Below are 23,753 nucleotides of genomic sequence, written 5' to 3'. Positions count from 1 at the left end.
ACAATGAAAGCATAAAGGTATTTAATTATCTCTAAAAATAGCTTTGCTATTTGTCTTATTGCTCGGCACACATTTTACTTTGCAAAATACACTATGCTTTTATAAAGCACGCAACCACCGCATTTACCGCTCAGCAAATGGGTGACTTGGTCGGTGTTAGTCGCTCTACAGCACGCCGTTACTCGGAGTATTTGCTTGAATCAGTAAGTTAACAGCGGATCAAAGTTATGGCAGTATTGGCCGCCCTGAACGTTGCTATAAAATAGCGAAGTAACTTTTTGTACCTAAGGCTTAAATGTTAAATTCCATATATTTCAATGCCTTACGTTTTTTTTGTTATGTTTGATATTTAATAGATACTGACGATAAAAAAAATATGTTGAATTGATTGCATTTTAAGCGGCTTGTATGGTGATGTTCGCTTTAAGTGATGTTATACTCCTGCGGAATAATTTATCGACTTTATTAAGAGCAAAATTAATGGCAGATTTATCGAAGTACAGAAACATTGGTATTTTCGCGCACGTTGATGCGGGTAAGACCACGACTACTGAGCGTATCCTAAAGCTTACTGGTCAAATCCATAAAACTGGTGAGGTTCATGATGGTGAATCTACTACTGACTTCATGGAACAAGAAGCTGAGCGCGGTATTACTATTCAGTCTGCGGCTGTAAGCTGTTTCTGGAAAGATCACCGCTTTAACGTTATCGATACTCCTGGACACGTTGACTTCACAGTTGAAGTTTACCGTTCACTTAAAGTACTAGATGGCGGCATCGGTGTGTTCTGTGGTTCTGGTGGTGTTGAACCACAATCAGAAACTAACTGGCGTTATGCTAATGATTCAGAAGTTGCACGTATTATCTTCGTAAATAAATTAGACCGTATGGGTGCTGATTTTTACCGTGTAACTGAGCAAGTACGTAAAGTACTTGGCGCAACTCCACTAATCATGACTTTACCAATTGGTATTGAAGATGAGTTTGTTGGTGTTGTAGATGTTTTAACTAAAAAAGCATACGTTTGGGATGACACTGGTCTTCCTGAAAACTACGAAATCACAGACGTTCCTGCAGACATGGTAGATAAAACTGACGAGTATTATGAAATGCTTGTTGAAACTGCCCTTGAGCAAGACGATGCACTACTTGAAGCTTACATGGAAGGTGAAGCACCTTCTTTAGAAGACATCAAACGTTGTATCCGTAAAGGTACTCGTGACCTTGCTTTCTTCCCAACATACTGTGGTTCTGCGTTTAAGAACAAAGGTATGCAGCTTATTCTTGACGCTGTTGTTGATTACTTACCATGTCCTACAGAAGTTGATCCTCAACCTCTTATGGATGAAGAAGGTAACGAAAATGGCGAGTTCGCAGTAGTATCTACTGACGAGCCTTTCAAAGCGTTAGCATTCAAAATAATGGATGACCGTTTTGGTGCATTAACATTCGTACGTATTTACTCAGGTAAACTAAACAAGGGTGACACTATCCTTAACTCGTTTACTGGTAAAACTGAGCGTGTTGGCCGTATGGTTGAGATGCAAGCAGATGATCGTAACGAATTAACTAGCGCACAAGCTGGTGACATCATTGCTATCGTAGGCATGAAAAACGTGCAAACTGGTCACACATTATGTGATCCTAAGCACCCAGTAACACTTGAGCCAATGGTATTCCCAACTCCAGTAATCTCGATTGCTGTACAGCCTAAAGATAAAGGCGGTAATGAGAAAATGGGTGTTGCTATCGGTAAAATGGTTGCAGAAGATCCATCTTTCCAAGTTGAGACTGATGAAGATTCAGGCGAGACTATCCTTAAAGGTATGGGTGAGCTTCACTTAGATATCAAAGTAGATATTCTTAAGCGTACTTACGGCGTAGACCTTATTGTTGGTCAACCACAAGTTGCTTACCGTGAAACTATCACTAAAGAAATTGAAGATAGCTACACGCATAAGAAACAATCTGGTGGTTCTGGTCAGTTCGGTAAAATCGACTACCGCATCAAGCCAGGCGAAGTTGCTTCAGGTTTCACGTTTAAATCATCAGTTGTTGGTGGTAACGTACCTAAAGAATTCTGGCCTGCAGTTGAGAAAGGCTTTAAGTCAATGATGGGTACTGGTGTTCTAGCTGGCTTCCCTGTACTTGACGTTGAAATTGAACTTTTCGACGGTGGTTTCCATGCCGTGGATTCATCTGCAATCGCGTTCGAAATCGCTGCTAAAGGCGCTTTCCGTCAATCGATCCCTAAAGCGGGCGCACAACTTCTTGAGCCAATCATGAATGTTGACGTGTTCACTCCAGAAGATCACGTTGGTGACGTAATCGGTGACCTTAACCGTCGTCGTGGTATGATGAAAGACCAAGAAGCTGGTTTAACAGGCAGCCGTATTAAAGCTGACGTACCGTTATCAGAAATGTTCGGTTACATCGGTACACTACGTACAATGACATCTGGTCGTGGTCAGTTCTCTATGGAGTTCTCACACTACGCTGCATGTCCGCAAAACGTTGCTGATACAGTAATCGCTGCAGAAAAAGAGAAAAAAGCTGCTAAGTAATTAGCTCTTTAACTCTTTAAAAAAACCCGCACATGTTGCGGGTTTTTTATTGCCTATAATTTGGTTTTATTTTTTTAGTTGTTTATAACTACTTTTTATTATTAATTAGTCCTATGTTACTAATTAATAAAAAGGTACTAGAAAGCAATTTATTTACCTCAATTACTTAATTGGTTGGTTTATAAGAGGTTAATTGTAAATTAAATGTAACTGTATGAATTTTAAGAACTTCTATTGATGCATCTATATACGTAATGTAGAATGCTAGCACTTTTAGACTAGAGCTCTAAAGTCAGATAAGGAAGTCTCCGCAGCAGAGACGTTTGCTATTAATTCTATATAAGACGTAACAATCATGAAATCTATTAAATTAGCACCAAACTGGTGGCTACAATTTACAAAATGCGTTTTAGCATTCAGCTTAATATTTTTAATTCATATTATATTTTCTGTGAACCTAAAAATTGTTTTTCTCACTGTAATGCCAGCTCTACTGATTATTACTACTTTTAATATTCTTCATCTTCGTTTTTTACATTGTTATAAAGCAGGCATTTGTTATACGCGTTTATGCACAAAGCGTTATATCAATAGCGAGGAAATTAGTTGCGTATCATTTAGTTCGTTTTTTCTTTTCACCATTTTTAAGGTGGAGTTAGATAATGGTAAAACGTTCCATTTTTATAACTGGCAACTTGATGATGAAACGCAATCAGCTATTTCTAAAATGTACTGCAATAAGTTAGCTAACAAAATTGAAAATATTAGCGATAAATGCAATGCTTGATCTTTAATTTAGATAGCAAAAAGGAGCGATTAATCGCTCCTTTTTTGTTTTTGTATTTTATAACGCGCTAATTAAACTTTTTTATAGCCTTAGCTTTTAGCGCTTTCATCTTTAGCCTGCGTGGCTTCTTAAAAGACTGGATAGGCATTGTTACCAACTGCTCTTGTGGTAGTGCCGGTATTGTTTGTGGATAAGCACCTTCCTTTGGTACCGAAATTTCTTTTAGATGTATTTTAAGTGCTTCTAGAGTTGAGTCGTTATCAACTTCACTAGGGCAAATAAATATACCTAACTTTCTTAGTTGTACACCGAGTTTAATGCTACTGGTATAACGGATAATCGGAGCGCCTAATACTAAGCCCAGCAATATAGGTGATAACCACCAAAAGAATACTGGCGTGAAGTAGTAAGCCGTACAACCCCATGCAATAGCCACAATAGTTGAGAATAACGTATAACCAAACGCCTCTTTCCACGGAACCATACGACCTTCGCGCGGTTGTGCATCCCACTTCACTTTTTTACCTAAAAACACACAAAGTACAAAGTAAGCATGAAATACCATCATTAATGGGGCAACAATAATAGCGAATACGGTTTCAATGATTGAACCTAGTATGAGCTTAAATGAACCACCAAAGCGTTTGTTTCTATGTATTAAGGTTACTATTATGCCCATTAGTTTAGGCATTAATAAAATAACAATAGTTAAATACAAGAGTGAATCAATCAGATCGGTTTTAGCTATTTGCCATGTAGGGAATAATTGATAAACACGGTTAAAGTACACATCACTATTTAATGCGCGCGTTACTGCATCAATAGTACTTAGCGCTAGCATTGAGAGCCAAATTAGTGATGAAATATAGGCTGTCGCACCGAGTAAAAAGTGTAGCTTACTCATTAATTTTAATTTTGATGATGATAGTAAACCTAAGTGCTGAATATTACCTTGCACCCAGCGTCTATCGCGTACAGCGTAGTCTAGAATGTTACTTGGTACTTCTTCATAGCTACCTTCAATATCTGATAGCAACAATACATCCCAACCAGCACTGTGAAGTAGTGAAGCTTCTACAAAGTCATGACTTAAAATTTCGCCGCCAAAAGGTGCATTACCTTTTAGTGTTGGCAAGCCACAGCACGTTATAAATGCTTCAACTCTAATGATTGCATTATGACCCCAGTAGTTGGCTTTATCAGTTTGCCAAAAAGCTGAGCCAGTAGCGAGCATTGGGCTATATAGCACTGACGCAAACTGTAAAAAACGGCCAAAAAAGGTATCTTGACGAACAGGGATCGGAATTGTTTGAATAAGACCGGCTTGTGGGTTGTTAAGCATACTTGTAGTGAGCTCAAGCATACATTTACCCGTCATTACGCTGTCTGCATCAAGCACAATCATATGGTCGTACTGGCTGCCCCAGCGTTCACAAAAGTCGGTTAGGTTACCAACTTTACGATGTTTGTTATCTTCTCGGCGACGATAAAAAACGTTTTTTGCTGTATCACCTAAACGTTCACACAATGCATGCCATGCACTTAGCTCATTTTTAGCTATTTCTGGGTCTTGCGTGTCACTTAATAAGTAAAAATCAAAGTTTGCAAGTTGACCTGTTTCTTTTAACGATTGCAGACTTACTTCAAAGCCCGCGATAACACGGTGAGTGTCTTCGTTATAAATAGGCATTACAACGGCGGTTTTTTGGGCGTTAATTGCCTCGTTATTAAACTCAATGGGTTTAATACGCTTTAGCGTAAGTGGGTCAATTCGCAATAGCTGTAATACAAAGCCGATTGTTCCACTACAAAAAGCCGTTACAATCCACGCAAAGGTGATTGAAAATAATACAAGTAAAGCATACTCAAGCAATGTCATACCGTTTGAGTTTAAAATTTCAAACATGATAGATATGCCGTAACCTGATGTGCCAAGTGCCGCAATAGCAAATAGCCATACTCTTAGTGTTTTGAATGGCATTGGAGTGCCCTTACCTTTATTACTTGATGTCATTTGGGTACCAAACATAACTCCATACCTCGCTAATTTCTTTATCACGTAGTTTTAACGATAAACGCATATCAACGGGTTGATCGTCCTGTGGTGCAATTTTAAAGGCGACACGCCATCCACGTGAATCAGGTAGTTTTTGTACGTTTACATCGGTTACTTCGCCCGTTGTAAGTTGAATGTCGGCATCGAGTTTTAATTGATCAGAAAGTTGATTTATTTCTGGACCTGTAAAATCAACAGTAAATTGACGATGACTTTTTGGTGGTGGGTTGTCTTCACCTGGTAAAGCGGCGCTACCGATCCTTGTGCGCAGTACTCTCGCTTTCTCGTGCTGAGTTAAAACTGCATTAAAGGTCGTCATTTTGTAGCTTAGCTTTAGCGAATCACCGGCTTTCATTGGCTTTTCTGGTACCCAGTAACTTACGATATTGTCGTTAGTTTCTGTATCAGTAGGTATTTCTACAAGCTCTACACGGCCATTTCCCCATTCACCTTGTGGTTCAATCCATAGGCTAGGGCGGTTGTGATAATGTGCTTCGGTATCTAGATAATTATTAAAATCTCGGTCGCGCTGTGCTAAACCAAAACCTTTAGGGTTATTATATGAAAATGATGTAACACTCAGTTGTGAAGGATTGTTAAGCGGACGCCATACCCATTTATCATCGGCAGATTGCGTTAGTAAGCCATCTGAGTCATGAACTTCAGGGCGGTAATCGTCAAAAAATTTGGTGCTGTTTTCGCCGTGATAAAACATACTTGTTAGTGGCGCTACGCCGAGCTTTTTAATATCTTTACGCGCAAAAATTTGCATATCTACATCAACAAGCATGTTTGTTGTTGGATCAACATTAAACTTATAGGCACCAGATATAGATGGGCTATCAAGTAATGCAAAAATAGTAATACTTGTTTGCTCAGCTTTTGGCTTAACTAACCAAAATTCTTTAAACACTGGGAACTCTTCACCTGAATTTTCAGCGGTATCTATTGCTAAACCACGGGCAGACAAACCATAAACTTGATTAGGACCGACTACTCTAAAGTACGATGCCCCCTGAAATACCATTACTTCATCTTTATATTCATTAGTATTTAACGGGTAATGTAAACGAAATCCTGCATGGCCTAATTGAGTGCCCGCTACACTTTTAGCTATTTCTTCTTGAAGTGGCGCTGCAGTTCCATCGTATTGATAAAAATCGGTGCTAAAAGGCAAGCGACTACGTTTAGAATCGCTATCAACTGTATTTATAGTGACAGGTGTTTTGTATAAAAACCCCGGATGGAATAATTGCAGTTCGTAAAGACCTTCATCTTTCCAAACCGCTTTGTCCTTTTTAAAGCGAATTGAACGGTAATCTTGATAATCAATATTATTTAATGCTTCAAGCTCGATGTTTTTAGGCGCCACGTATTCTTCACTTGCTAACTTTTTAGCGCGAGCGCTAATTACGTCAAATAAGCTACTTTGTGGGATTGCTACATCAACTGTTGCAGCAATCGCTTGGTTGCTATTGCCCCAAGTCGAAAAAATAATAAGTAGACCCAGTAGTGGTGCTGACTTTTTTTGCCATTTAGGCAGGTTTTGGGTTAATTGTTTCATTCTCATTCCTTTATAAAAACACGACTTATTTTTACGTTCAGGGTAAATATTGATTTTATTTTGTAAGTATCTTCTAAATAACTTAGAGCAAAATTTAAACCTTAATAAAAATTCATATTTTTCAATAGGTAATATTTATATACATAATTCACTGAGGTTTTGTTGTGTAAAATTCACTCAAATGTATGTAGTTGTTACTGATTAATTACTAGAAGATTCACAGATCGTCTGAACATATTACGGGGGGTTTAATGAAGCTTGTCTGAATTACATTTGTATAAAATAAAAAAGCCGCAAGAGCGGCTTTTAAATGTTTAGATCTAACTTAGTTATTTCTTTTTAAATCGACGCACTATTGATAGTGGTGCTAAAAGAAGTGATAACCATAATAATGAACCTGCATCATTATCATCATCTGAGCGTAAGTTATTTACTTTCACGGCTACTTTTTCAACGTTAGATAAGTTACCCACGCTATCCTGAGCTTGCACTGTTAAAGTAATACGATTTTCAAATTCGTAATCAATCTCTCCAGCAACAATTAGCTGCCCCTGATTGTTAATAGAAACGCTGTCATTATCTGATGTAATAAATTTAACAACTGGTGATTCATCGGCATTTGGATCACTAAAATCGAGTGTGCCGATAATTGTTCCAATTGCGCTGTTTTCATCGACTGCAAAAACTTGATCAGCTTTAATAACTGGCGTTTGTTCTTCAGGTGTTAAAGTGATTTCAGATTTAATATCAATAATTACAGGGTCGTGATCTGATGCGCGGTATGCACTTTCAGAGTACAAACTAGATTGTTGACCTTCGCTTTTAAACTCTACATTGTAATCAAGAGAAATAGGTTCATCTGCGTTGATGTGCCAATCTGTTGCTGCGACAATTTTGCTAAGTAGTGATTGGGTAGCTACTGCATGATCTAAACTACCTGCGCGACCAGAAAAACTGTAAGAATAACCAAGCGTATCACCATCAATTTCTGCAACTACATTTTTGTAGCCTTTATCAGCAAATGCACGTATAGGATCTTCCATTGCGTAAGCATTCATATCGCCGACTAAAATAGTATCTTCGTCGTCAACACCGGTTGGTTTGCTATCAAGCCAATTTGCGAATGCATTAGCACCTTCTGTGCGTATTTCATTCCAACAGCCTTGTCCATCACCTGAATCTGCATTGTTTCCAGAAGCACTACCACAGCTTTTAGATTTAAGGTGTGACACAGCAACAGTAAATACTTCATCAGTTTCTAATGATTTAAAGCTTTGTGCAATTGGAGCACGGTTACTAAAATCAAATGGAGCCTCAGTCGTAATAGCAGCAGTACCTACTTCTTCTACTTTGTTAGCACGATAGATAAGTGCGGTAGTAATTGCATCGGTACCAATTTGATCTACGTTAAAATCAACAAATGCATAGTTGTTAGCACTATCAGCGTCATTTAATGCATCTACTAAGCTTGCAATTGCACTAAATTCGCCAAAACCATCATTTTCAATTTCCATTAAACCAACAACATCGGCCTGGATAGCGCTAATGGCACTTACAATTTTAGCTTCTTGGCGAGTAAATTCAGCTTCTGAATCTGCACCTCGGGCTGTAGGGAACCCTCCGCCTTGGCCATCACCATTAAAGTAATTAAGTACGTTAAAGCTAGCTACACGTAAATCTGCTTCAGCATTAAGTTCAGGCGCATTTTCACGTGCATTTGTTGCAATAAACGAAGGTGCTACAGTTGGGTGGATTCTGTAAAGGCTAAAGCTATAAGCAAGTGCCCCCGTAACCGTATTAACTGTATCGCCAGTACGTAATGTATTTTCTGCTGATAAACCTGGAGTTGGGTAGGCTGTAGGGTCTAAGTTTTGTACTGTAGAGCCATCATCTAGTAAAATCTTTTTAAGTAGATTTTCAGTTTCAACTGCATTAGCTGCATCTCCAGGTAATGCAACTTGGGTACCTTGATACAAGCGTTCTGTTGCTAATTCAACTTCACCATATCGACCAAGGCCAAAGTTATTAGTTACTACTAATGGTTGTTCTAATGTAACTAACATACCTTCAAAAGCTTCTAAATCAGTTGCATCAGCTAAAGGTAAAGTGATTTTTGTAGCTGCTACAGCTAAACCTGTATTACAAACTGCTACTTGGCTTACGCTGCCAATTTGTGTTGCATCAAAATACTCTTCAACAGTACCTTGTACGCGCACATGGTCACCAACATTTACATCAGTATCTGCAAAATAAACAAATACACCTTCAGAGGTTAGTGGGTTGGCATCTATGTCAGCAGCAAGTGAGCTAACAAAAAAGCCTTTTAATTGATCATCATCTTGGAAGTCTGCGGTTACAATACCCTCAAATTCTACTAAAGTATCAACAAGCGGGCTTGCAGAGCCATCACCTTGAATAGCGTTAATTAGTACTTTTTCTGCGCCACAAACAAGTGGAACAAGTGGTTCTGGCTCAGGCTCTGGTTCAGGTGTTGTTCCACCATTACCTGCGTGCGAACCTAAGCCATCAAAATCATCTTTTTCAAACTGTACCCATTCTTCACTTGGGTTAAATGCTGCATCTGGTGTTGTTCTACCTGCAGTAATGCTGTCTTTACGACGAAGTGTTTTATCTTGTGTTTGTACTGCGCCTTCAGACCAAAAAGAACCGGGATCTACACCGCGTTGTCCAAAGCTATCTACTACAGAACTACCTTGCATTAGGACTAATGCATCATCACCATTAAAATTAGCAACACCATGTTCTAAATCTGCTTTTTCTTTTAGTGCATCATTTGAACTTGAATTAACAATAACAAAGGTGCTGTTAGCTGCTAAAGTACCAGACAAATCAAGAGTTGATTGAATTGTAGTTTTGCCATTTACATATAAATTTAATGAGTATTGATCAAGAGTTAGTGGAGATGACGAGTTATTATAAAGCTCAATTGCTTTATTATTACTGCTTCCTTCAATATATTCAGAAATGATTAGAGCAGCGGATGCTGGTGCACTGAGACTTGCTATAACAAGTGCGAGTGGTGTTATTTTTGTTTTAAACATTTTTTTATTATTCCCGTGTATTAATCCCAAAATGGGACACCAGTTTAGAGAATAAATATGACGAAAATAATACAAAAATGTAAACAGATGTAAATAAAAGGCGGTTTAGCCGCCTTTTTATAAAAACCTTACTTTTTAGCTAGGTATTGTGCGGCTTGCTTAGCAAAATAGGTCAATATTCCATCAGCGCCTGCACGCTTAAATGCAAGTAAAGACTCCATTATAGTAGCTTCCTCACTTAACCAACCGTTATCAATAGCTGCTTTGTGCATTGCATACTCGCCACTTACCTGATATGCGAAAGTAGGTACACCAAACTCGTCTTTAACACGACGTACAATATCTAAATAAGGCATGCCAGGCTTAACCATGACCATATCAGCGCCTTCTTGTAAGTCTAATGCGACTTCACGTATTGCTTCATCAGAGTTTGCTGGGTCCATTTGGTAGGTTTTTTTATCGGCACCTTTTAAGTTCCCAGCAGAACCTATTGCGTCTCTAAATGGGCCATAGTAGCTAGATGCATATTTAGCTGAGTAGGCCATAATACGGGTATGTACAAACCCATCAGCTTCAAGTGCTTCACGAATTGCAGCAATACGGCCATCCATCATGTCCGAAGGGGCAATTACATCAGCGCCCGCTTCTGCATGCGAGAGTGCTTGTTTAACTAAAATTTCGGTGGTTACGTCGTTTATTACATAGCCTGTGTCATCAATAATGCCGTCTTGACCGTGCGTCGTGAATGGATCAAGTGCACCATCAGTAATTACACCCAACTCAGGAAAGGCTTCTTTTAAAGCGCGAACAGTGCGTTGCACTAAGCCATCGTCATTATATGCTTCTTCGGCAAATAGTGATTTTTTGTCCGCAGGGGTTACCGGAAAAATAGCAACGGCAGGTACGCCAAGATCAACAAGTTCTTTTGCCTCAAGTAATAGTAAATCTATCGATAGACGTTCAATACCAGGCATTGATTCAATTGCTTCGCGACGATTTTTACCTTCTAGTACAAATACAGGGTAAATTAAATCGTTTACGCTAAGTTGGTTTTCGGCCATTAAGCGGCGAGAAAAGTCGCTGCGGCGCATTCTGCGCATGCGAGTATACGGGAAAAGGTCTAATCCTGATTGGGCCATATTAATATGCTCCTACTGTGGTAATGGAAAAGTGATTACTTGATTACGGCCATGTTGCTTTGCGTAATAAAGTGCTTTGTCGGCGCACTCAGTAAAAATTTGAGGGCTGCTAACATCATCAGCAATGCTGGTGTATACACCAGCGCTAATTGTAAATTGAATATCATTATTGGCAACCGTTACTGTACTGGCTGAGATAGCTGCTCGTATTTTTTCAGCTATGTCTTGTGCACCTTCGCTGGGGGTATTAGGTAATAGCACCACAAACTCTTCACCGCCATAACGAGCAACTTCATCGAGTGGTCGCTTTAAATGATCTTTTATAAGGTCAGATACAGCTTTAATAACTTGATCGCCAATTATGTGTCCGTATGTATCGTTAATGCTTTTGAATCGGTCTATATCAAGCATAACAATACTAAGCGGCGTTTGTTCTCGGCGAGACCGACGAATCTCCATTATTAGCTTTTTATCAAAAAAGCGTCTGTTTTTTATTCCGGTTAAAGCGTCTTCGGTATTGAGTAACTCAAGTGAGCGGTTTTTTTCTTCAAGTTCTCTGAGTGTAACTTGTAATTCAAAGGTGCGTTCGTCGACTTGTGATTCGAGTTCTTGGCGTGTTTTTTCTTGTAACTTTAAGCGCTCTTTAAGTAGCGTATCTTGAGCTGCATTTTCAGCAATCAAGGTTTGCTGAGCAATTACTTCTTCATCACGTTGCAAAATAAATAACTTCATTACACTGTAGCATAGACAAAATGTGCAGCTAAAAAAGCATGTAAATACAAATGCTAATGTACTTCTGTCAAAGGCGTATAACCCTATTACTGCAACAATAAAATAAAGCATCACCACCAAGAAAAAAACTAATACGAGCAGTAGCGCTTTATTAGGTTTAGAAGGTGATAAACGTATGCACATAAGTGTAGTTGCAATATAAAAGCCTAAAACGATTGGGATAGTAGTTAAGCAAAATAGTGTCACTATATGGGTTGGAAATAGCCAAATAAACAATAACGAGACACCTAATGCATTAACTATCACTTTTTGAACCGTTAGTAAAAAAGAGGGCTTTGGATGGCAAATTTGCTTTTGTAAAGGCAAAAACATTAAAGCAATAAGCATAAGTAATATAGGGATCATAACTTGCTGTAACACTGGCAAATTAGGGTGAATATATTTCAGGCCAAAGCCACAAATGTAGGCTAATAAGCTACCTAATGTGAGGGTAATTAAACCAGCATAAACAAAATAACGTTTACGTGAAAAACTATATAAAACTAAGCAACTCACGCCTAAAGAAAATATAAAACCAATCAATAAGCCATAGAGTAAATTAAGTTTACCTTTATGTGCCAAATAAGCTTCTGGTTGCCACAGCGTTAAAGGGACTCGCAAGCCGGAGCTATTCGTCACTCTCATAATAATAATGGTTTCGCTATTTGCAGGGCTAATTAGTTTAACTAATAAAGATTCACTCTTAATCGCACGTTTATTAAGGGGGTATCCATCGCCAATTTGGGTGTGAGAAATTAATTGCGAGTTATGTAACTGATATACTTGAACGTCGTTTAGCAGAGGGTTGTTTAGTGACAACAGTTGTTCGGTATCATAACTAAGCGTGTTTTTTATTTTAAATTTCATCCATACAGAACGCTGCTCAAGACCTAGGTTAAGAGGTTTACCTGTGTTTTTTTGCCACTGTATATGGCTACTTTGTTGTGCATCTAATAGCGAAGTTGGTTCAAAAGAGTAATGCAGGTTATTAATGTCTTGGGAGTTAAAATCATGTTTTATTATTACAGGGCTTGCGAAAGAGCAAAAAGTGCAAAGAAGCATCAATAAACTTAGTAATGCTTTTGCGCACGCCATTAGCAGCTCTTTAAACCAAAAACATTGTAAAAGTTTTCTGTAGTTTTGTGGGCCACAACTTCTTCATCTATTTGATAAAGTTGTGCAACCGTTTGACAGATATAAGGAAGCAGAGCGGGTTCATTTTTACGCGATTTAGGTTTTGGCTTAACTGTTCGTGGAATTAAAAATGGTGCATCAGTTTCTATTAATAATCGATCTAGAGGAATGCTAGGCACTAGTTGTTGTAAATCTTTACCACGCCTTTCATCACATACCCAACCCGTTATACCAATATACAGACCTAAATCTAAATATTGCTTTAGAGCTGCTGAGTTACCCGTAAAGCAGTGGAGTACACCGCGAATATTAAACTCTTTTAAAATACTTAGCATGTCGTCACTTGCATCACGTTCATGTAAGTAAACAGGTAAATCTAATTTTTCGGCAAGTGCTAGGTGGCGTCTAAAAACACTACGCTGTACATCGCGAGGCGAAAAGTCACGGTTATAATCAAGGCCGCATTCACCAATCGCTATGACTTGCTTATTGTTTGCAAGTGCAGTTAATTGTGCTTCTAATTCATTCGTCGCCGATTTAGCATCATGTGGGTGGACACCCGCCGTAGAATATTGGAGATATTTTATCGCAAGTTCAAGTGATTGCTGACTACTCGCAATATCACAACCTATAATAAGCATATTTGTAACACCGGCTTCGCTTGCACGGGTAATTACATCATAATGCTGGTCATCAAATTGATGATTAGTTAAGTTAACTCCAGCATCAATTAACGTATATGACATTATTTAGTACGTTTAACGCGAATAGAGCGGTTTTTACCGTCTTGTTTCAGTAAAAAGGAGTTGAATGCACCGCGGCTGATTACAATTGTATCGTTTTCTTTTAAACGCATGCTGTCAGAGCCAATTTGACGCCATTGTTGGCCGTTATCTAGCGAAATAATTAACTCGCCATAAGCTGCTTCTTTCACTGAAGTAACCATAGCTTTAATTTCAGTCTCTTTTTCTACCTGTGATTCTTTGTGCTCTAAGCCAAAATCGTCAGTTTTTGCCTTTGCTTGCATTGGTGCAGCAGCTACGGCTTGAGGTACATTGTTAGCCGTTGGTGGAGTGAGTGTTTTTGTTATTGTTGGCTTTGTTAGTGATTTACCAGCAATTGTATTGTCATAGCAAAGTAATCGGTTAAAGTCATTTTCAATAAAGCTACATGCTTGCAGGGCCTGAGTATTAAATTCAGTTTGCGCAGCAAAAGTTGGGGCACTTAATAAAACCAATAGTGAGAGTAGTTGTTTTTTCATTTTATTCCTCAGATTCTTTTTGTGGTTTGGCGGTATAAAATTTTGCTAAAATTAAACCTAGTTCAAACAAAAGAAGCATCGGAAATGCTAATAATGTTTGTGATAAAACATCAGGCGGTGTTAAAAACATTGCCACTACAAATACACCCACCACGATATAAGGGCGCTTTTCTTTTAAGCTTTTTGTTGTTGTTGCGCCACTCCAGCATAGCAGCATAATAGCTACTGGAATTTCGAAAGCGACACCAAATGCAAAAAATAGTTTTAATACGAACCCTAGATAGCTAGCGATATCGGGTGCGAGAGTCATCATCTCAGGACCTGTGCTTGTAAAAAAACCTAATATAATTGGTAGTACTGCAAAATAACAAAAAGCGATACCACCATAAAACAAGACAACGCTTGAGATTAGTATAGGTATTAGCATTTTTTTTTCATTTTGGTACAAGCCAGGAGCTATAAACCCCCAAATTTGATGAAGTATCCATGGAGTAGATAATAAAGCTGCAACAAAAAAAGTAAGCATCATAGGGACTATAAAAGGGTCACTCACATTTATAGCTATCATGGTCGCGCCATTAGGTAAATGAACCACTAATGGTGCAGCTATAAGTTCGTAAATATTATCTTTAAAATAAAACAGCGCGATAAAAAATAATAAAATGCTCAATAGCGCTTTTATCAGTCGATCACGTAACTCAATTAAATGAGATACAAACCCCGATTTTACTTCCTCAACCATTATTTTTTATACCATGTAGTAAGTTGACCACAAAGTGAGAGATAAATTTCACTTTTTTTCATCAAGTTGTTGGCTATTTGATGTATCAGGTTGTGTTTTTTTGTAGCTGTGAGTAACTGACTCAGCCGCTTTTTGTAGCTCCGTTAATGAACTTTGTAGCTCAGGGCTTAAGTCTTTTAGTTCTTGTTGTTCTGCTTTTTTAAGGTTTTCGTGAAGTTCATGAATACGCAGTTCTTCACTTACTTCGGCTTTTACCGAGTTGGCAAGTGATTTAGCGGTTTTAACCCATTTGCTCACTGTTCTAATAGCAACAGGTAAGCGCTCAGGGCCGAGCACCACTAAGCCAACAATAAAAACAACAACAAGTTCCCACATCCCCATACTAATTAAACCTTATTGCTATCTTTGTTTTTTTCAGTATTGATTGAGTCGCCAACGGTGCTTTTTTCTGATTGTTGAATTTGCTCTGATTTTTCTTGCTCGTTAGCTTGATCATCCGACATTGCTTTTTTGAAGCCTTTAACAGCGCCCCCAATATCACCACCCATACCGCGTAGTTTTTTTGTGCCAAAAAGCAAAACTATGATAGCCAAAACAATTAATAATTGCCAAATACTAATACCACCAAAACCCATGGTTTTCTCCAATATATAAAATGGTTAAATGTCTATTTTAAATACTAATTATACGCCAAATAGCGTAAATAGCACTCAGTTTATGCGCTGCGCCATGCTGCTATAAAGCTAATAACAGATAAGCCTATTGCAATACTTGCAGCTACTAAATCGTACTGTAAATAACAAAGTGTTGCCATGATCATTGTAGCACTACCAAATAAACCTAAAATTAAAGGTTTATGAGATACCTTTTGTTCTTGAGGTTGATGAGCGTGTGGTGCACGCTTTAAATTTTGGTAAATTAGATCGGGTAACTCAGGCATTTTTTCAGCCCAAAATGGTAAGTTAGCATACATTTGTTTCAATATAGATAATGGACCGACTTGTTGCTTTACCCAATCTTCTAGAAAGGGCTTTGCGGTTTTCCATAAGTCGAGTTGCGGATACAGCTGACGCCCTAATCCCTCAACGTATAATAAGGTTTTTTGTAGTAGGACTAACTGTGGTTGTACCTGCATGTTAAAACGACGTGCGGTATTAAATAAATTTACGAGCACGTGACCAAATGAAATTTCAGCAAGGGGCTTATTAAATATAGGCTCGCATACAGTGCGAATCGCAAATTCAAACTCTTCAATACTGGTATCGTGTGGTACCCAGCCAGAATCAACATGCAACTGTGCTACTTGGCGGTAATCGCGATTAAAAAAGGCAATGAAGTTTTCGGCTAAGTAGCGTTTGTCTTCTTTACTTAAAGTACCAACAATACCGCAATCAATACCGATATACATTGGGTTTTCAGGATGCTCGCGAGAAACAAATATATTGCCTGGGTGCATATCAGCATGAAAAAAGCTGTCTCTAAACACCTGCGTAAAAAATACCTCTACGCCACGCTCAGCCAATAACTTCATATTGGTGTTTTGCGCCATAAGCGCATCTTTATCAGATACGGGTATACCGTAAATACGCTCCATTACAAGTACATTACTGCGGCTGTAATCACTATACACTGCAGGTATATACAATGATTCAGAACCTTCAAAGTTACGCTTTAGCTGTATGCCATTTGCGCCTTCTCGCATTAAATCGAGCTCATCAAGAAGCGTTTTTTTATACTCCTTAACAACTTCGACAGGACGAAGACGTTTTGATTCGTTGTGTACCTTAGCGAGGACTTTGGCAAGTTTTTCCATTAACGCCAAGTCTGCATTAATTTGCTCGTGAATATTTGGTCGAATGACTTTAATTACGACATCTTGCTCAATGCTGTGTTCATCAATCAGCTTTGCTGTATGCACTTGTGCTATTGATGCTGACGCTAATGGTGTTTGTGAAAACTCACTAAACAATTCGCTAATGTCGTTAATTTCGAGTGCTTTTTCAATTATTTTTTGAGCTAGCTCACCTTCAAAAGGTTCCACTTGGTCTTGTAAAAACGCCAGCTCTAAAGCGATATCATGCGGAAGTAAATCACGACGGGTTGAGAGCATTTGACCAAATTTAATCCAAACAGGGCCAAGCTCTTGCAGTGCTAAACGTAAGCGTAAACCATGTGATTTTTCTTTGTGTTGATTACGTAGCCAAAATAAACTGCCGCGAGCTACTTTACCAAACCAAGGGATCTTATGTTTTGGAATTAGTTCGTCTAGCCCATAGCTAAGTAACGTTTTGGTGATGTTATATAAACGTGCAGTCGACACAAAAAATCCTTAGAGAGGCTTCGGAGATGAAAAAGAGTTTAATAAAGCATTTATGCGCTGCTCAACGGCAGCCACTTGCCCTTTGAGCTCTCTATTTGTTTGTTTAAACTGCTCAAGCTCTAATGGATGAATAGTAATTGCGAGCTCATCTTGGCATAAACTTGTAAGCATTGTACTTATTTTAGTATTGGTTTTACTGCCGTTTTGTTTTAGTTTTTTTAAGTGCAGGTATAACTGCTGAGCGGGGGTATCGCCAATATATTTAGAAAACTGCTCAGGCCAATCAATATCAATGTCTGAAAACGCATTACTATAAGTTTGCGCAATATTTAAGTCGCCTTGCAAGTCGAGCTTATCTTGGCGAATTAATTGGGTAAGCATTGCTGGGTTTTTGAGCGCTAAAAGCGTATCTATGTCGGCGCTGATCATACAATCTGCGTTTTCATTGCTTTGAGCACTGTATAAGTGTAATTGCTCAGCGCTATAAACAAGTTGAATGCTTTGTTGCCAGTCTCTTATTTCAACCACTAAGCGCTGATGTTTAACTGCGCTTAGCTTTTGAGGTAATTGTGGGTCAAGGCTAAGTGCTTGATTTAGTACACGCTCAATAAGCGAAAGTACAAAATTAGGTAACATAAAAAATTCAGATGGCATTGCATCATTATTATTTTTTGTTGTTTTCTCAAGCGCCATAACTACTAGCCTTAATATTTAAAACCACGGTGTAGCGCAACAATACCGCCAGTGAGGTTTTGATATGTTGTTTGCTCAAAGCCTGCATCTTCCATCATCGCTTTTAGCGTGTCTTGATCTGGATGCATACGAATAGATTCAGCTAAATACTTATACGATTCACTGTCGTTAGCAACTAGCTTACCCATTGTTGGCAATAAGTTAAATGAGTAAAAATCGTAAGCTTTACTAAGTACGTCATGCTCTGGTTTTGAAAACTCTAAAACAAGTAAACGACCACCTGGCTTTAAAATGCGGTACATAGAGCGTAATGCTTTGTCTTTATCGGTAACGTTACGTAAGCCAAAGGCAATAGTGATCACATCAAAGCTATTATCTGGGAACGGTAGCATTTCTGCATTCATTTGTACGTAGTCGATATTGCCCACTAATCCAAGATTATGCAGTTTTTCACGACCAACTTTAAGCATAGATGAGTTTATATCACCCAAAACAACTTGACCCGTTTCGCCCACTAATTGGCTAAACTTTGCCGTTAAGTCGCCAGTGCCGCCGGCTAAATCGAGTACATGATGGCCTTTACGAACACCTGAGCTTGCAATAGTTTGACGTTTCCATAAACGATGCACACCAAAAGACATTAAATCATTCATTACATCGTATTTTGCAGCTACTGAGTGAAATACATCAGCAACCATAGAAGCTTTATCGTTCTCGGCTACTGTTTTATAACCAAAATGCGTGGTCTTTTGTTCGGTTTCGTTCATGATTAATCTCTATCGTGACAATAGAGGTTAGTGTACTTTATTGTACACAGTAGGTGCAATTTGAATATGATTTATCAGGTAATTTATTGCCCTGCAGTGTAACTACTTTGACCTAATGAACGTGCTTTAAAAGCCGCATGAGATGCTTTTTTTGCTAACTGATTAAAATCATCTTCTTGTTGATGCTGAGCAATTCCTAGTGATAAGCCAATACTTGGTAGCTTGATACCTGTTTTTGAACTAACAAAGCGTAGCTTTTCGACCCCATTTCGTACTTTTTCGGCAATAACATTAGCTGTATCTGGGTCTATGTCGGCGAGGAGAACAGTAAATTGATCTTTTGCTGTGCGACCAGGTAAGCCACTTTGAAAAACATATTTTTGCACTTGCTTAGCGACTTTACTCAAAATGACTTCACCAATAATATCACCATAATTTTTAGTAAAGTGATCAAGGTTGTCTATTTGAATCGCTATTGCGCAAATAGATTTTTGTTGATTAGTCCACACTTGGGTTTGTTGCGTTAAATAATGGCGCTTATAAAGCCCTGTTTGGCTATCAATAATATGCTGTTTACGAAGTTGAGTTAGCTGCTTTTGTGTTTTTTCGTGTAGTTGTTTGGCTTTGCTTAGTTCTTGCTTAAATTGCTTATGTTGGTTGAGTAATTCGGCGGTTTGATTATGAAGAACTTCAAGCGCTTGACGGCTTTGTTCTATGTTGTTCTCATCTAGCGAATGTACGCATTCGCTCACTTGACCCGCAAAGCGAATTATTTGCTTTTCAGTAGCTTGAGAATTTTGAGAAAGTGAGTTTATAACACCATCAACATTTTGAATCATGTTGACTTGCGCTTTGTGGCCAGTATTTAAAAACTCAGAATGTAGTTGTTCAATTAAAACGCTATCTATATTGTCTTCAACAGCGATAGCACGGTCTAAAGCTTTATTTAGCTTGAGATTAGTTTGACTGGTATAAGCATAAATAACTTGATAATTCAGCGGCGTAGGTGGGAGCGTATAGCGCTCTAAAAAAACACACACTTTGGTCATTTTTTCTTGTGCAATAGCCATGGAATCATGGAACATCATTTTAAATACCAACTAAGTACGCATAAGTGCAAATTTTAAAATATCTCATTCCATGAGGCGGTTATGCGTCCGAGCTTTTTATTATTTTTTTATACAGTAATCATTATCCGAGCTATTTAAAAGCAAAAACGATAGTTAGGGAACTTAAATTTTGCTTTAGCAGCTTAATCGCTGTTTTTCTCATCAATTAGGCTGGTTTTTACTTCATTTAATGTATGTAACGTATTAATACACTTGGTATAAGTAGGGATTATTACTATGAGGTTGGTCTCATTTACTTGCTATTTATTTACCCTACGATAGCTTTATGAAATTAATAACACTGCTAAGTTACATTATAATGAATCATTTTTTAATTAAGCCCCTTCGCCAATCTTTATTTGGTATCACGGTTTTGTGCTCATTAAGTGCATGCCAAATGACCATGCAAAATTCAGATCAACAATTTACTCAAGTAGCGCAAAGTATTGTTGATTATAGAGAAAGTATTAACCCTTACGATAGTGTAGGTGGTGTTGAAGGTTATTTATTACCAAATTTATCCCCTGAATTTTTAGCGCAAGAATATAAAAATAAAACGCGATTACTTGCTGAATTAGACACTATTAATATTGAAAAGCTAAGCGATGAAAATCAAATTAACTTCGATATTATTCGAGCTCAAGTACAAAACAGTGTCGATGAATATGTATTTAATGCGCACTATATGCCGCTCACCTCTGAATATGGGTTTCATTCTGGTTTGTCGTACATAATAAATAGCTCTCAATATAAAAACCCGGAAGATTACCAAGTGTATCTTGCACGATTGGCGCAAGTTCCACGCTTTTTTGAGCAAAACATGTATTGGATGACAAAAGGACTTGAAACTGGGCTTACTCAACCTAGAGCTGTATTAGAAGGTTATGAAGATTCAATTAATGCTTACATTGTTGACGATGTAACTACGTCTGAATTTTATAAACCATTTTTAACTAACACAGCTGGTTTAAGTGAAAGTGAATTTAAAGCACTACAACAAAAAGCTAAAAATATTATAAAAGAAGAGGTTATAAAATCTTATAAAGATTATTTAGCGTTTTTTACGCAGCAATATCGACCTGGTGCACGTACAAGTATTGGTATATCAAATACACCTAATGGCGAAGCGTTTTATAAAAATAGAGCTAAGTACTACACCACTACCGATATGACACCTAAAGAGATTCACGAACTTGGCTTAAAAGAAGTTGAGCGAATTCGTAGTGAAATGGAAAACGTAATAGCAGAGGTAGGTTTTAAAGGCACGTTTGCCGAATTTATCCACTTTTTACGCACTGATCCACAATTTTACGCCACAACACCAGAGCAACTTTTAAAAGAAGCATCTTATATTGCTAAAAAAATGGATGCACAACTGCCTAAATTATTTCATACCTTGCCGCGCAAACCTTATGGTGTAGCACCTGTACCGGCAAGTATTGCACCTAAATACACAACCGGTCGATATTCAGGCTCTAATCGAGATGATGAAGCAGGGTATTATTGGGTAAATACTTACGCTTTAGATAAGCGCCCTTTGTATGTTTTAGAAGCATTAACGCTGCACGAAGCCGTGCCAGGTCATCATTTACAGATATCACTTAATGCAGAGCTTGAAAATCTGCCGAGCTATCGCCGTGATGCTTACCTCTCGGCATTTGGCGAAGGTTGGGGGCTTTACTCTGAGTATTTAGGTTTAGAGGCAGGCTTTTATCAAGACCCATATAGCCGTTTTGGTCGTTTAACGTATGAAATGTGGCGAGCAGCGCGTTTAGTTGTTGATACAGGTATGCATATGTATGGCTGGAGTCGCGAGCGTGCCATGAACTTTATGAGCGAAAATACAGCGCTTTCGTTGCATAACGTTAAAACCGAAACCGATCGTTATATAACATGGCCTGCACAGGCGCTTTCGTACAAAATAGGTGAGCTTACTATTAAGCGTTTACGCATTGAAGCAGAGCAAGCGCTAGGAAAAAGCTTTGATATTCGTGAATTTCATCATCAAATATTACGCCATGGTTCAGTGCCTTTATCGGTACTTGAAACGCAAGTGCGTTTATATATAAAAGCAGAGTTAGCTAAACAACAGAATTAGATATAAGGCAGTTAAAGCCTTGAACAAATAAAAGTGTTATGTCATTTTGGTGGTATAGCACTTTTTTATTTTAAAAACAGTCATCAAGGGGCCTTGGGTGAGTAATTTTATAATGTTTAGTATTGATGTATTTGCAAGTATGTTTATTGTTGTTTTAGGGTTGTTGGTTTTAATCGTTGTCGTTTTTTATATTCGAGATGTAACACAAACCAAGCATGCTATTAGACGTAATTACCCTGTTATTGGTCGCTTTCGATATTTTTTTGAACGCCAAGGTGAGTTTTTTAGACAGTACTTTTTTGCTCAAGATAGAGAAGAAATGCCGTTTAACCGCGCAGAGCGAAGTTGGGTTTATCGTGCAGCAAAAGATGTTGACCGTACGGCTGCATTTGGCTCCACGCAAAGCTTAGAAGTAACTGGTACGGTTATGTTTATGAACTGTGCATTTCCTACTTTAGACGAAGAAGCGCTCGACCCGAGTAATGTTACTTTGGGTCCATACTGTAAAACACCTTACACGACCAACTCGTTATTCAATGTGTCTGGTATGAGTTTTGGTGCGCTTTCAAAGCCAGCTGTACGAGCCTTATCAAAAGGGGCAAAACTAGCGGGTTGTTGGATGAACACCGGTGAAGGGGGGTTAAGTCCTTATCACTTAGAAGGTGGTGCCGATTTAGTGTTTCAGATTGGTACAGCTAAATATGGTGCACGAGACGAGCATGGAAATTTAAGTACCGAAAAGCTAAAAGAAATAGCGGCTCATGAACAAGTAAAAATGTTTGAACTTAAAATGAGCCAAGGTGCAAAACCAGGTAAAGGCGGTATGTTACCAGGGCGCAAAGTTAACGCCGAAATAGCTAAAATTAGGGGCATACCAGAAGGGCAAGATTCTATTAGCCCCAATGGTCATCCTGAAATTAAAAACCCAGCCGATATTCTCGATATGATTGCCACTGTGCGTAACGCGACAGGTAAACCTACAGGGTTTAAAGCCGTTATTGGTGCTTACGGATGGTTAGAAACGTTGTTCGCTGAAATAAACCACCGTGGTATAGAGTCCGCGCCTGACTTTATTACCATAGATAGTGCTGATGGTGGTACGGGCGCAGCACCACAACCGCTTATGGATTCAGTGGGTTTACCACTGCGCGAAAGTTTACCGCTTGTAGTTAATATGCTTGAAAAACATGGACTGCGAGATCGTATTAAAATAATCGCGTCTGGTAAATTAATTGTTCCTTCAAAGGTGGCTTGGGCGTTAGCGCTCGGTGCTGATTTTGTTGTATCGGCTCGAGGGCATATGTTTGCACTGGGCTGTATTCAGGCAATGCAATGTAATAAAGATACCTGTCCGACCGGGATCACTACGCATAACGAGCGTTTGCAACGCGGCTTAAATGTAGCTGATAAAGCGCAACGAGTAGCTAACTATAATAAATACATTCATTACGGAGCTGGGCTAATAGCTCATTCTTGTGGTGTGACTAGTGCACGCGAATTAAAACGTGAACATGTACGTATAGTGCAAGAAAGTGGTTTATCAGAACCGCTCGATAAAATTTACGAAAACTATAAGTAAGTTTTTAACTAACTAAAAAAGGCGCTAATAGCTGTCTCTTGATCACAAGTCTGGCTCAAGAGATTTTGCTAAATCGTAGCCTTCCAGGATGGCTTGTAACTTAAGC

General features: G+C 38.5%; 17 protein-coding genes and 1 pseudogene. 4 read left to right on the top strand and 14 right to left on the bottom strand.

The features are described from left to right. Positions 1-122: 122 nt before the first annotated feature. Together I6F66_RS22595 and fusA are read left to right on the top strand one after the other, a co-directional pair. Positions 123-274: pseudogene (locus I6F66_RS22595) on the top strand (two-component system response regulator); the annotation flags it as partial. A 206-nt stretch (positions 275-480) separates the two neighbouring features. Continuing rightward, positions 481-2,565 (top strand): elongation factor G, encoded by a 2,085-nt coding sequence (gene fusA, locus I6F66_RS15420; RefSeq protein WP_024593825.1) that lies wholly within the window; start codon positions 481-483, stop codon positions 2,563-2,565. 854 nt (positions 2,566-3,419) lie between these two features. Here fusA and mdoH read toward each other — a convergent pair. The 14 genes from mdoH to I6F66_RS15350 all read right to left on the bottom strand — a co-directional run bounded on the left by mdoH (position 3,420) and on the right by I6F66_RS15350 (position 19,931). Beyond that, a complete protein-coding gene (gene mdoH / locus I6F66_RS15415) occupies positions 3,420-5,381 on the bottom strand; it encodes a glucans biosynthesis glucosyltransferase MdoH (protein ID WP_197119988.1) in 1,962 nt (653 codons plus the stop codon). Next, entirely contained in the window at positions 5,353-6,972 is a 1,620-nt protein-coding gene (locus tag I6F66_RS15410; protein ID WP_197119989.1) for a glucan biosynthesis protein, read from the bottom strand. Before I6F66_RS15410 ends, mdoH begins: the two co-directional genes overlap by 29 nt. Before the next feature lie 329 nt (positions 6,973-7,301). Then, the gene (locus I6F66_RS15405) at positions 7,302-10,034 is read right to left on the bottom strand and encodes an ExeM/NucH family extracellular endonuclease (RefSeq protein ID WP_197119990.1); all 2,733 of its coding nucleotides are present in this window, start codon (positions 10,032-10,034) and stop codon (positions 7,302-7,304) included. A gap of 128 nt (positions 10,035-10,162) precedes the next feature. After that, on the bottom strand, positions 10,163-11,173 hold the full coding sequence (hemB, locus tag I6F66_RS15400; RefSeq protein ID WP_024609387.1) for a porphobilinogen synthase: 1,011 nt from the start codon (positions 11,171-11,173) through the stop codon (positions 10,163-10,165). A gap of 12 nt (positions 11,174-11,185) precedes the next feature. Then, positions 11,186-13,039: a diguanylate cyclase gene (locus I6F66_RS15395; RefSeq protein WP_165740309.1), complete on the bottom strand. Its 1,854-nt coding sequence runs from the start codon at positions 13,037-13,039 to the stop codon at positions 11,186-11,188. Beyond that, positions 13,039-13,824, bottom strand: a complete 786-nt coding sequence (locus tag I6F66_RS15390) for a TatD family hydrolase (protein ID WP_197119991.1) — start codon at positions 13,822-13,824, stop codon at positions 13,039-13,041. Before I6F66_RS15390 ends, I6F66_RS15395 begins: the two co-directional genes overlap by 1 nt. After that, entirely contained in the window at positions 13,824-14,339 is a 516-nt protein-coding gene (locus I6F66_RS15385) for a hypothetical protein (RefSeq protein WP_024593820.1), read from the bottom strand. The genes I6F66_RS15390 and I6F66_RS15385 overlap by 1 nt, the downstream gene beginning before the upstream one ends. Before the next feature lies 1 nt (position 14,340). Then, the gene (gene tatC / locus I6F66_RS15380; RefSeq protein WP_024593819.1) at positions 14,341-15,081 is read right to left on the bottom strand and encodes a twin-arginine translocase subunit TatC; all 741 of its coding nucleotides are present in this window, start codon (positions 15,079-15,081) and stop codon (positions 14,341-14,343) included. A 48-nt stretch (positions 15,082-15,129) separates the two neighbouring features. Next, on the bottom strand, positions 15,130-15,462 hold the full coding sequence (tatB, locus tag I6F66_RS15375; protein WP_024609389.1) for a Sec-independent protein translocase protein TatB: 333 nt from the start codon (positions 15,460-15,462) through the stop codon (positions 15,130-15,132). A gap of 5 nt (positions 15,463-15,467) precedes the next feature. Continuing rightward, on the bottom strand, positions 15,468-15,716 hold the full coding sequence (tatA, locus tag I6F66_RS15370) for a Sec-independent protein translocase subunit TatA (protein ID WP_165740315.1): 249 nt from the start codon (positions 15,714-15,716) through the stop codon (positions 15,468-15,470). 80 nt (positions 15,717-15,796) lie between these two features. After that, entirely contained in the window at positions 15,797-17,401 is a 1,605-nt protein-coding gene (gene ubiB, locus I6F66_RS15365; RefSeq protein ID WP_165740317.1) for a ubiquinone biosynthesis regulatory protein kinase UbiB, read from the bottom strand. 9 nt (positions 17,402-17,410) lie between these two features. Next, positions 17,411-18,094, bottom strand: a complete 684-nt coding sequence (locus I6F66_RS15360; protein ID WP_165740319.1) for an SCP2 domain-containing protein — start codon at positions 18,092-18,094, stop codon at positions 17,411-17,413. Positions 18,095-18,105: 11 nt separating this feature from the next. Next, complete coding sequence (gene ubiE, locus I6F66_RS15355) at positions 18,106-18,861, bottom strand: bifunctional demethylmenaquinone methyltransferase/2-methoxy-6-polyprenyl-1,4-benzoquinol methylase UbiE (protein WP_024589468.1); 756 nt, start codon at positions 18,859-18,861, stop codon at positions 18,106-18,108. A gap of 83 nt (positions 18,862-18,944) precedes the next feature. Continuing rightward, positions 18,945-19,931 (bottom strand): GGDEF domain-containing protein, encoded by a 987-nt coding sequence (locus tag I6F66_RS15350; RefSeq protein ID WP_007579862.1) that lies wholly within the window; start codon positions 19,929-19,931, stop codon positions 18,945-18,947. A gap of 358 nt (positions 19,932-20,289) precedes the next feature. Here I6F66_RS15350 and I6F66_RS15345 point away from each other — a divergent pair, with 358 nt between their 5' ends. Further along, the gene (locus I6F66_RS15345; protein ID WP_197119994.1) at positions 20,290-22,068 is read left to right on the top strand and encodes a DUF885 family protein; all 1,779 of its coding nucleotides are present in this window, start codon (positions 20,290-20,292) and stop codon (positions 22,066-22,068) included. A gap of 112 nt (positions 22,069-22,180) precedes the next feature. Next, positions 22,181-23,647: an FMN-binding glutamate synthase family protein gene (locus tag I6F66_RS15340; protein ID WP_007579865.1), complete on the top strand. Its 1,467-nt coding sequence runs from the start codon at positions 22,181-22,183 to the stop codon at positions 23,645-23,647. Positions 23,648-23,753: the final 106 nt, after the last annotated feature.

It is taken from the genome of Pseudoalteromonas sp. NZS100_1 (assembly GCF_015864285.1).
In the GTDB taxonomy this organism is placed as follows: Bacteria; Pseudomonadota; Gammaproteobacteria; order Enterobacterales; family Alteromonadaceae; genus Pseudoalteromonas; species Pseudoalteromonas arctica.
The sequence above is the reverse complement of the archived record's forward strand: the minus strand, read 5'-3'. Positions and strand labels throughout refer to the sequence as shown.

Bases quoted from the DNA above. Each gene is read 5' to 3' on its own strand.
- fusA (WP_024593825.1), top strand. From the start codon at position 481: ATGGCAGATTTATCGAAGTACAGAAACATTGGTATTTTCGCGCACGTT.
- mdoH (WP_197119988.1), bottom strand. From the start codon at position 5,381: ATGTTTGGTACCCAAATGACATCAAGTAATAAAGGTAAGGGCACTCCA.
- I6F66_RS15410 (WP_197119989.1), bottom strand. From the start codon at position 6,972: ATGAAACAATTAACCCAAAACCTGCCTAAATGGCAAAAAAAGTCAGCA.
- I6F66_RS15405 (WP_197119990.1), bottom strand. From the start codon at position 10,034: ATGTTTAAAACAAAAATAACACCACTCGCACTTGTTATAGCAAGTCTC.
- hemB (WP_024609387.1), bottom strand. From the start codon at position 11,173: ATGGCCCAATCAGGATTAGACCTTTTCCCGTATACTCGCATGCGCAGA.
- I6F66_RS15395 (WP_165740309.1), bottom strand. From the start codon at position 13,039: ATGGCGTGCGCAAAAGCATTACTAAGTTTATTGATGCTTCTTTGCACT.
- I6F66_RS15390 (WP_197119991.1), bottom strand. From the start codon at position 13,824: ATGTCATATACGTTAATTGATGCTGGAGTTAACTTAACTAATCATCAA.
- I6F66_RS15385 (WP_024593820.1), bottom strand. From the start codon at position 14,339: ATGAAAAAACAACTACTCTCACTATTGGTTTTATTAAGTGCCCCAACT.
- tatC (WP_024593819.1), bottom strand. From the start codon at position 15,081: ATGGTTGAGGAAGTAAAATCGGGGTTTGTATCTCATTTAATTGAGTTA.
- tatB (WP_024609389.1), bottom strand. From the start codon at position 15,462: ATGGGGATGTGGGAACTTGTTGTTGTTTTTATTGTTGGCTTAGTGGTG.
- tatA (WP_165740315.1), bottom strand. From the start codon at position 15,716: ATGGGTTTTGGTGGTATTAGTATTTGGCAATTATTAATTGTTTTGGCT.
- I6F66_RS15360 (WP_165740319.1), bottom strand. From the start codon at position 18,094: ATGGCGCTTGAGAAAACAACAAAAAATAATAATGATGCAATGCCATCT.
- ubiE (WP_024589468.1), bottom strand. From the start codon at position 18,861: ATGAACGAAACCGAACAAAAGACCACGCATTTTGGTTATAAAACAGTA.
- I6F66_RS15350 (WP_007579862.1), bottom strand. From the start codon at position 19,931: ATGGCTATTGCACAAGAAAAAATGACCAAAGTGTGTGTTTTTTTAGAG.
- I6F66_RS15345 (WP_197119994.1), top strand. From the start codon at position 20,290: ATGAATCATTTTTTAATTAAGCCCCTTCGCCAATCTTTATTTGGTATC.
- I6F66_RS15340 (WP_007579865.1), top strand. From the start codon at position 22,181: ATGTTTAGTATTGATGTATTTGCAAGTATGTTTATTGTTGTTTTAGGG.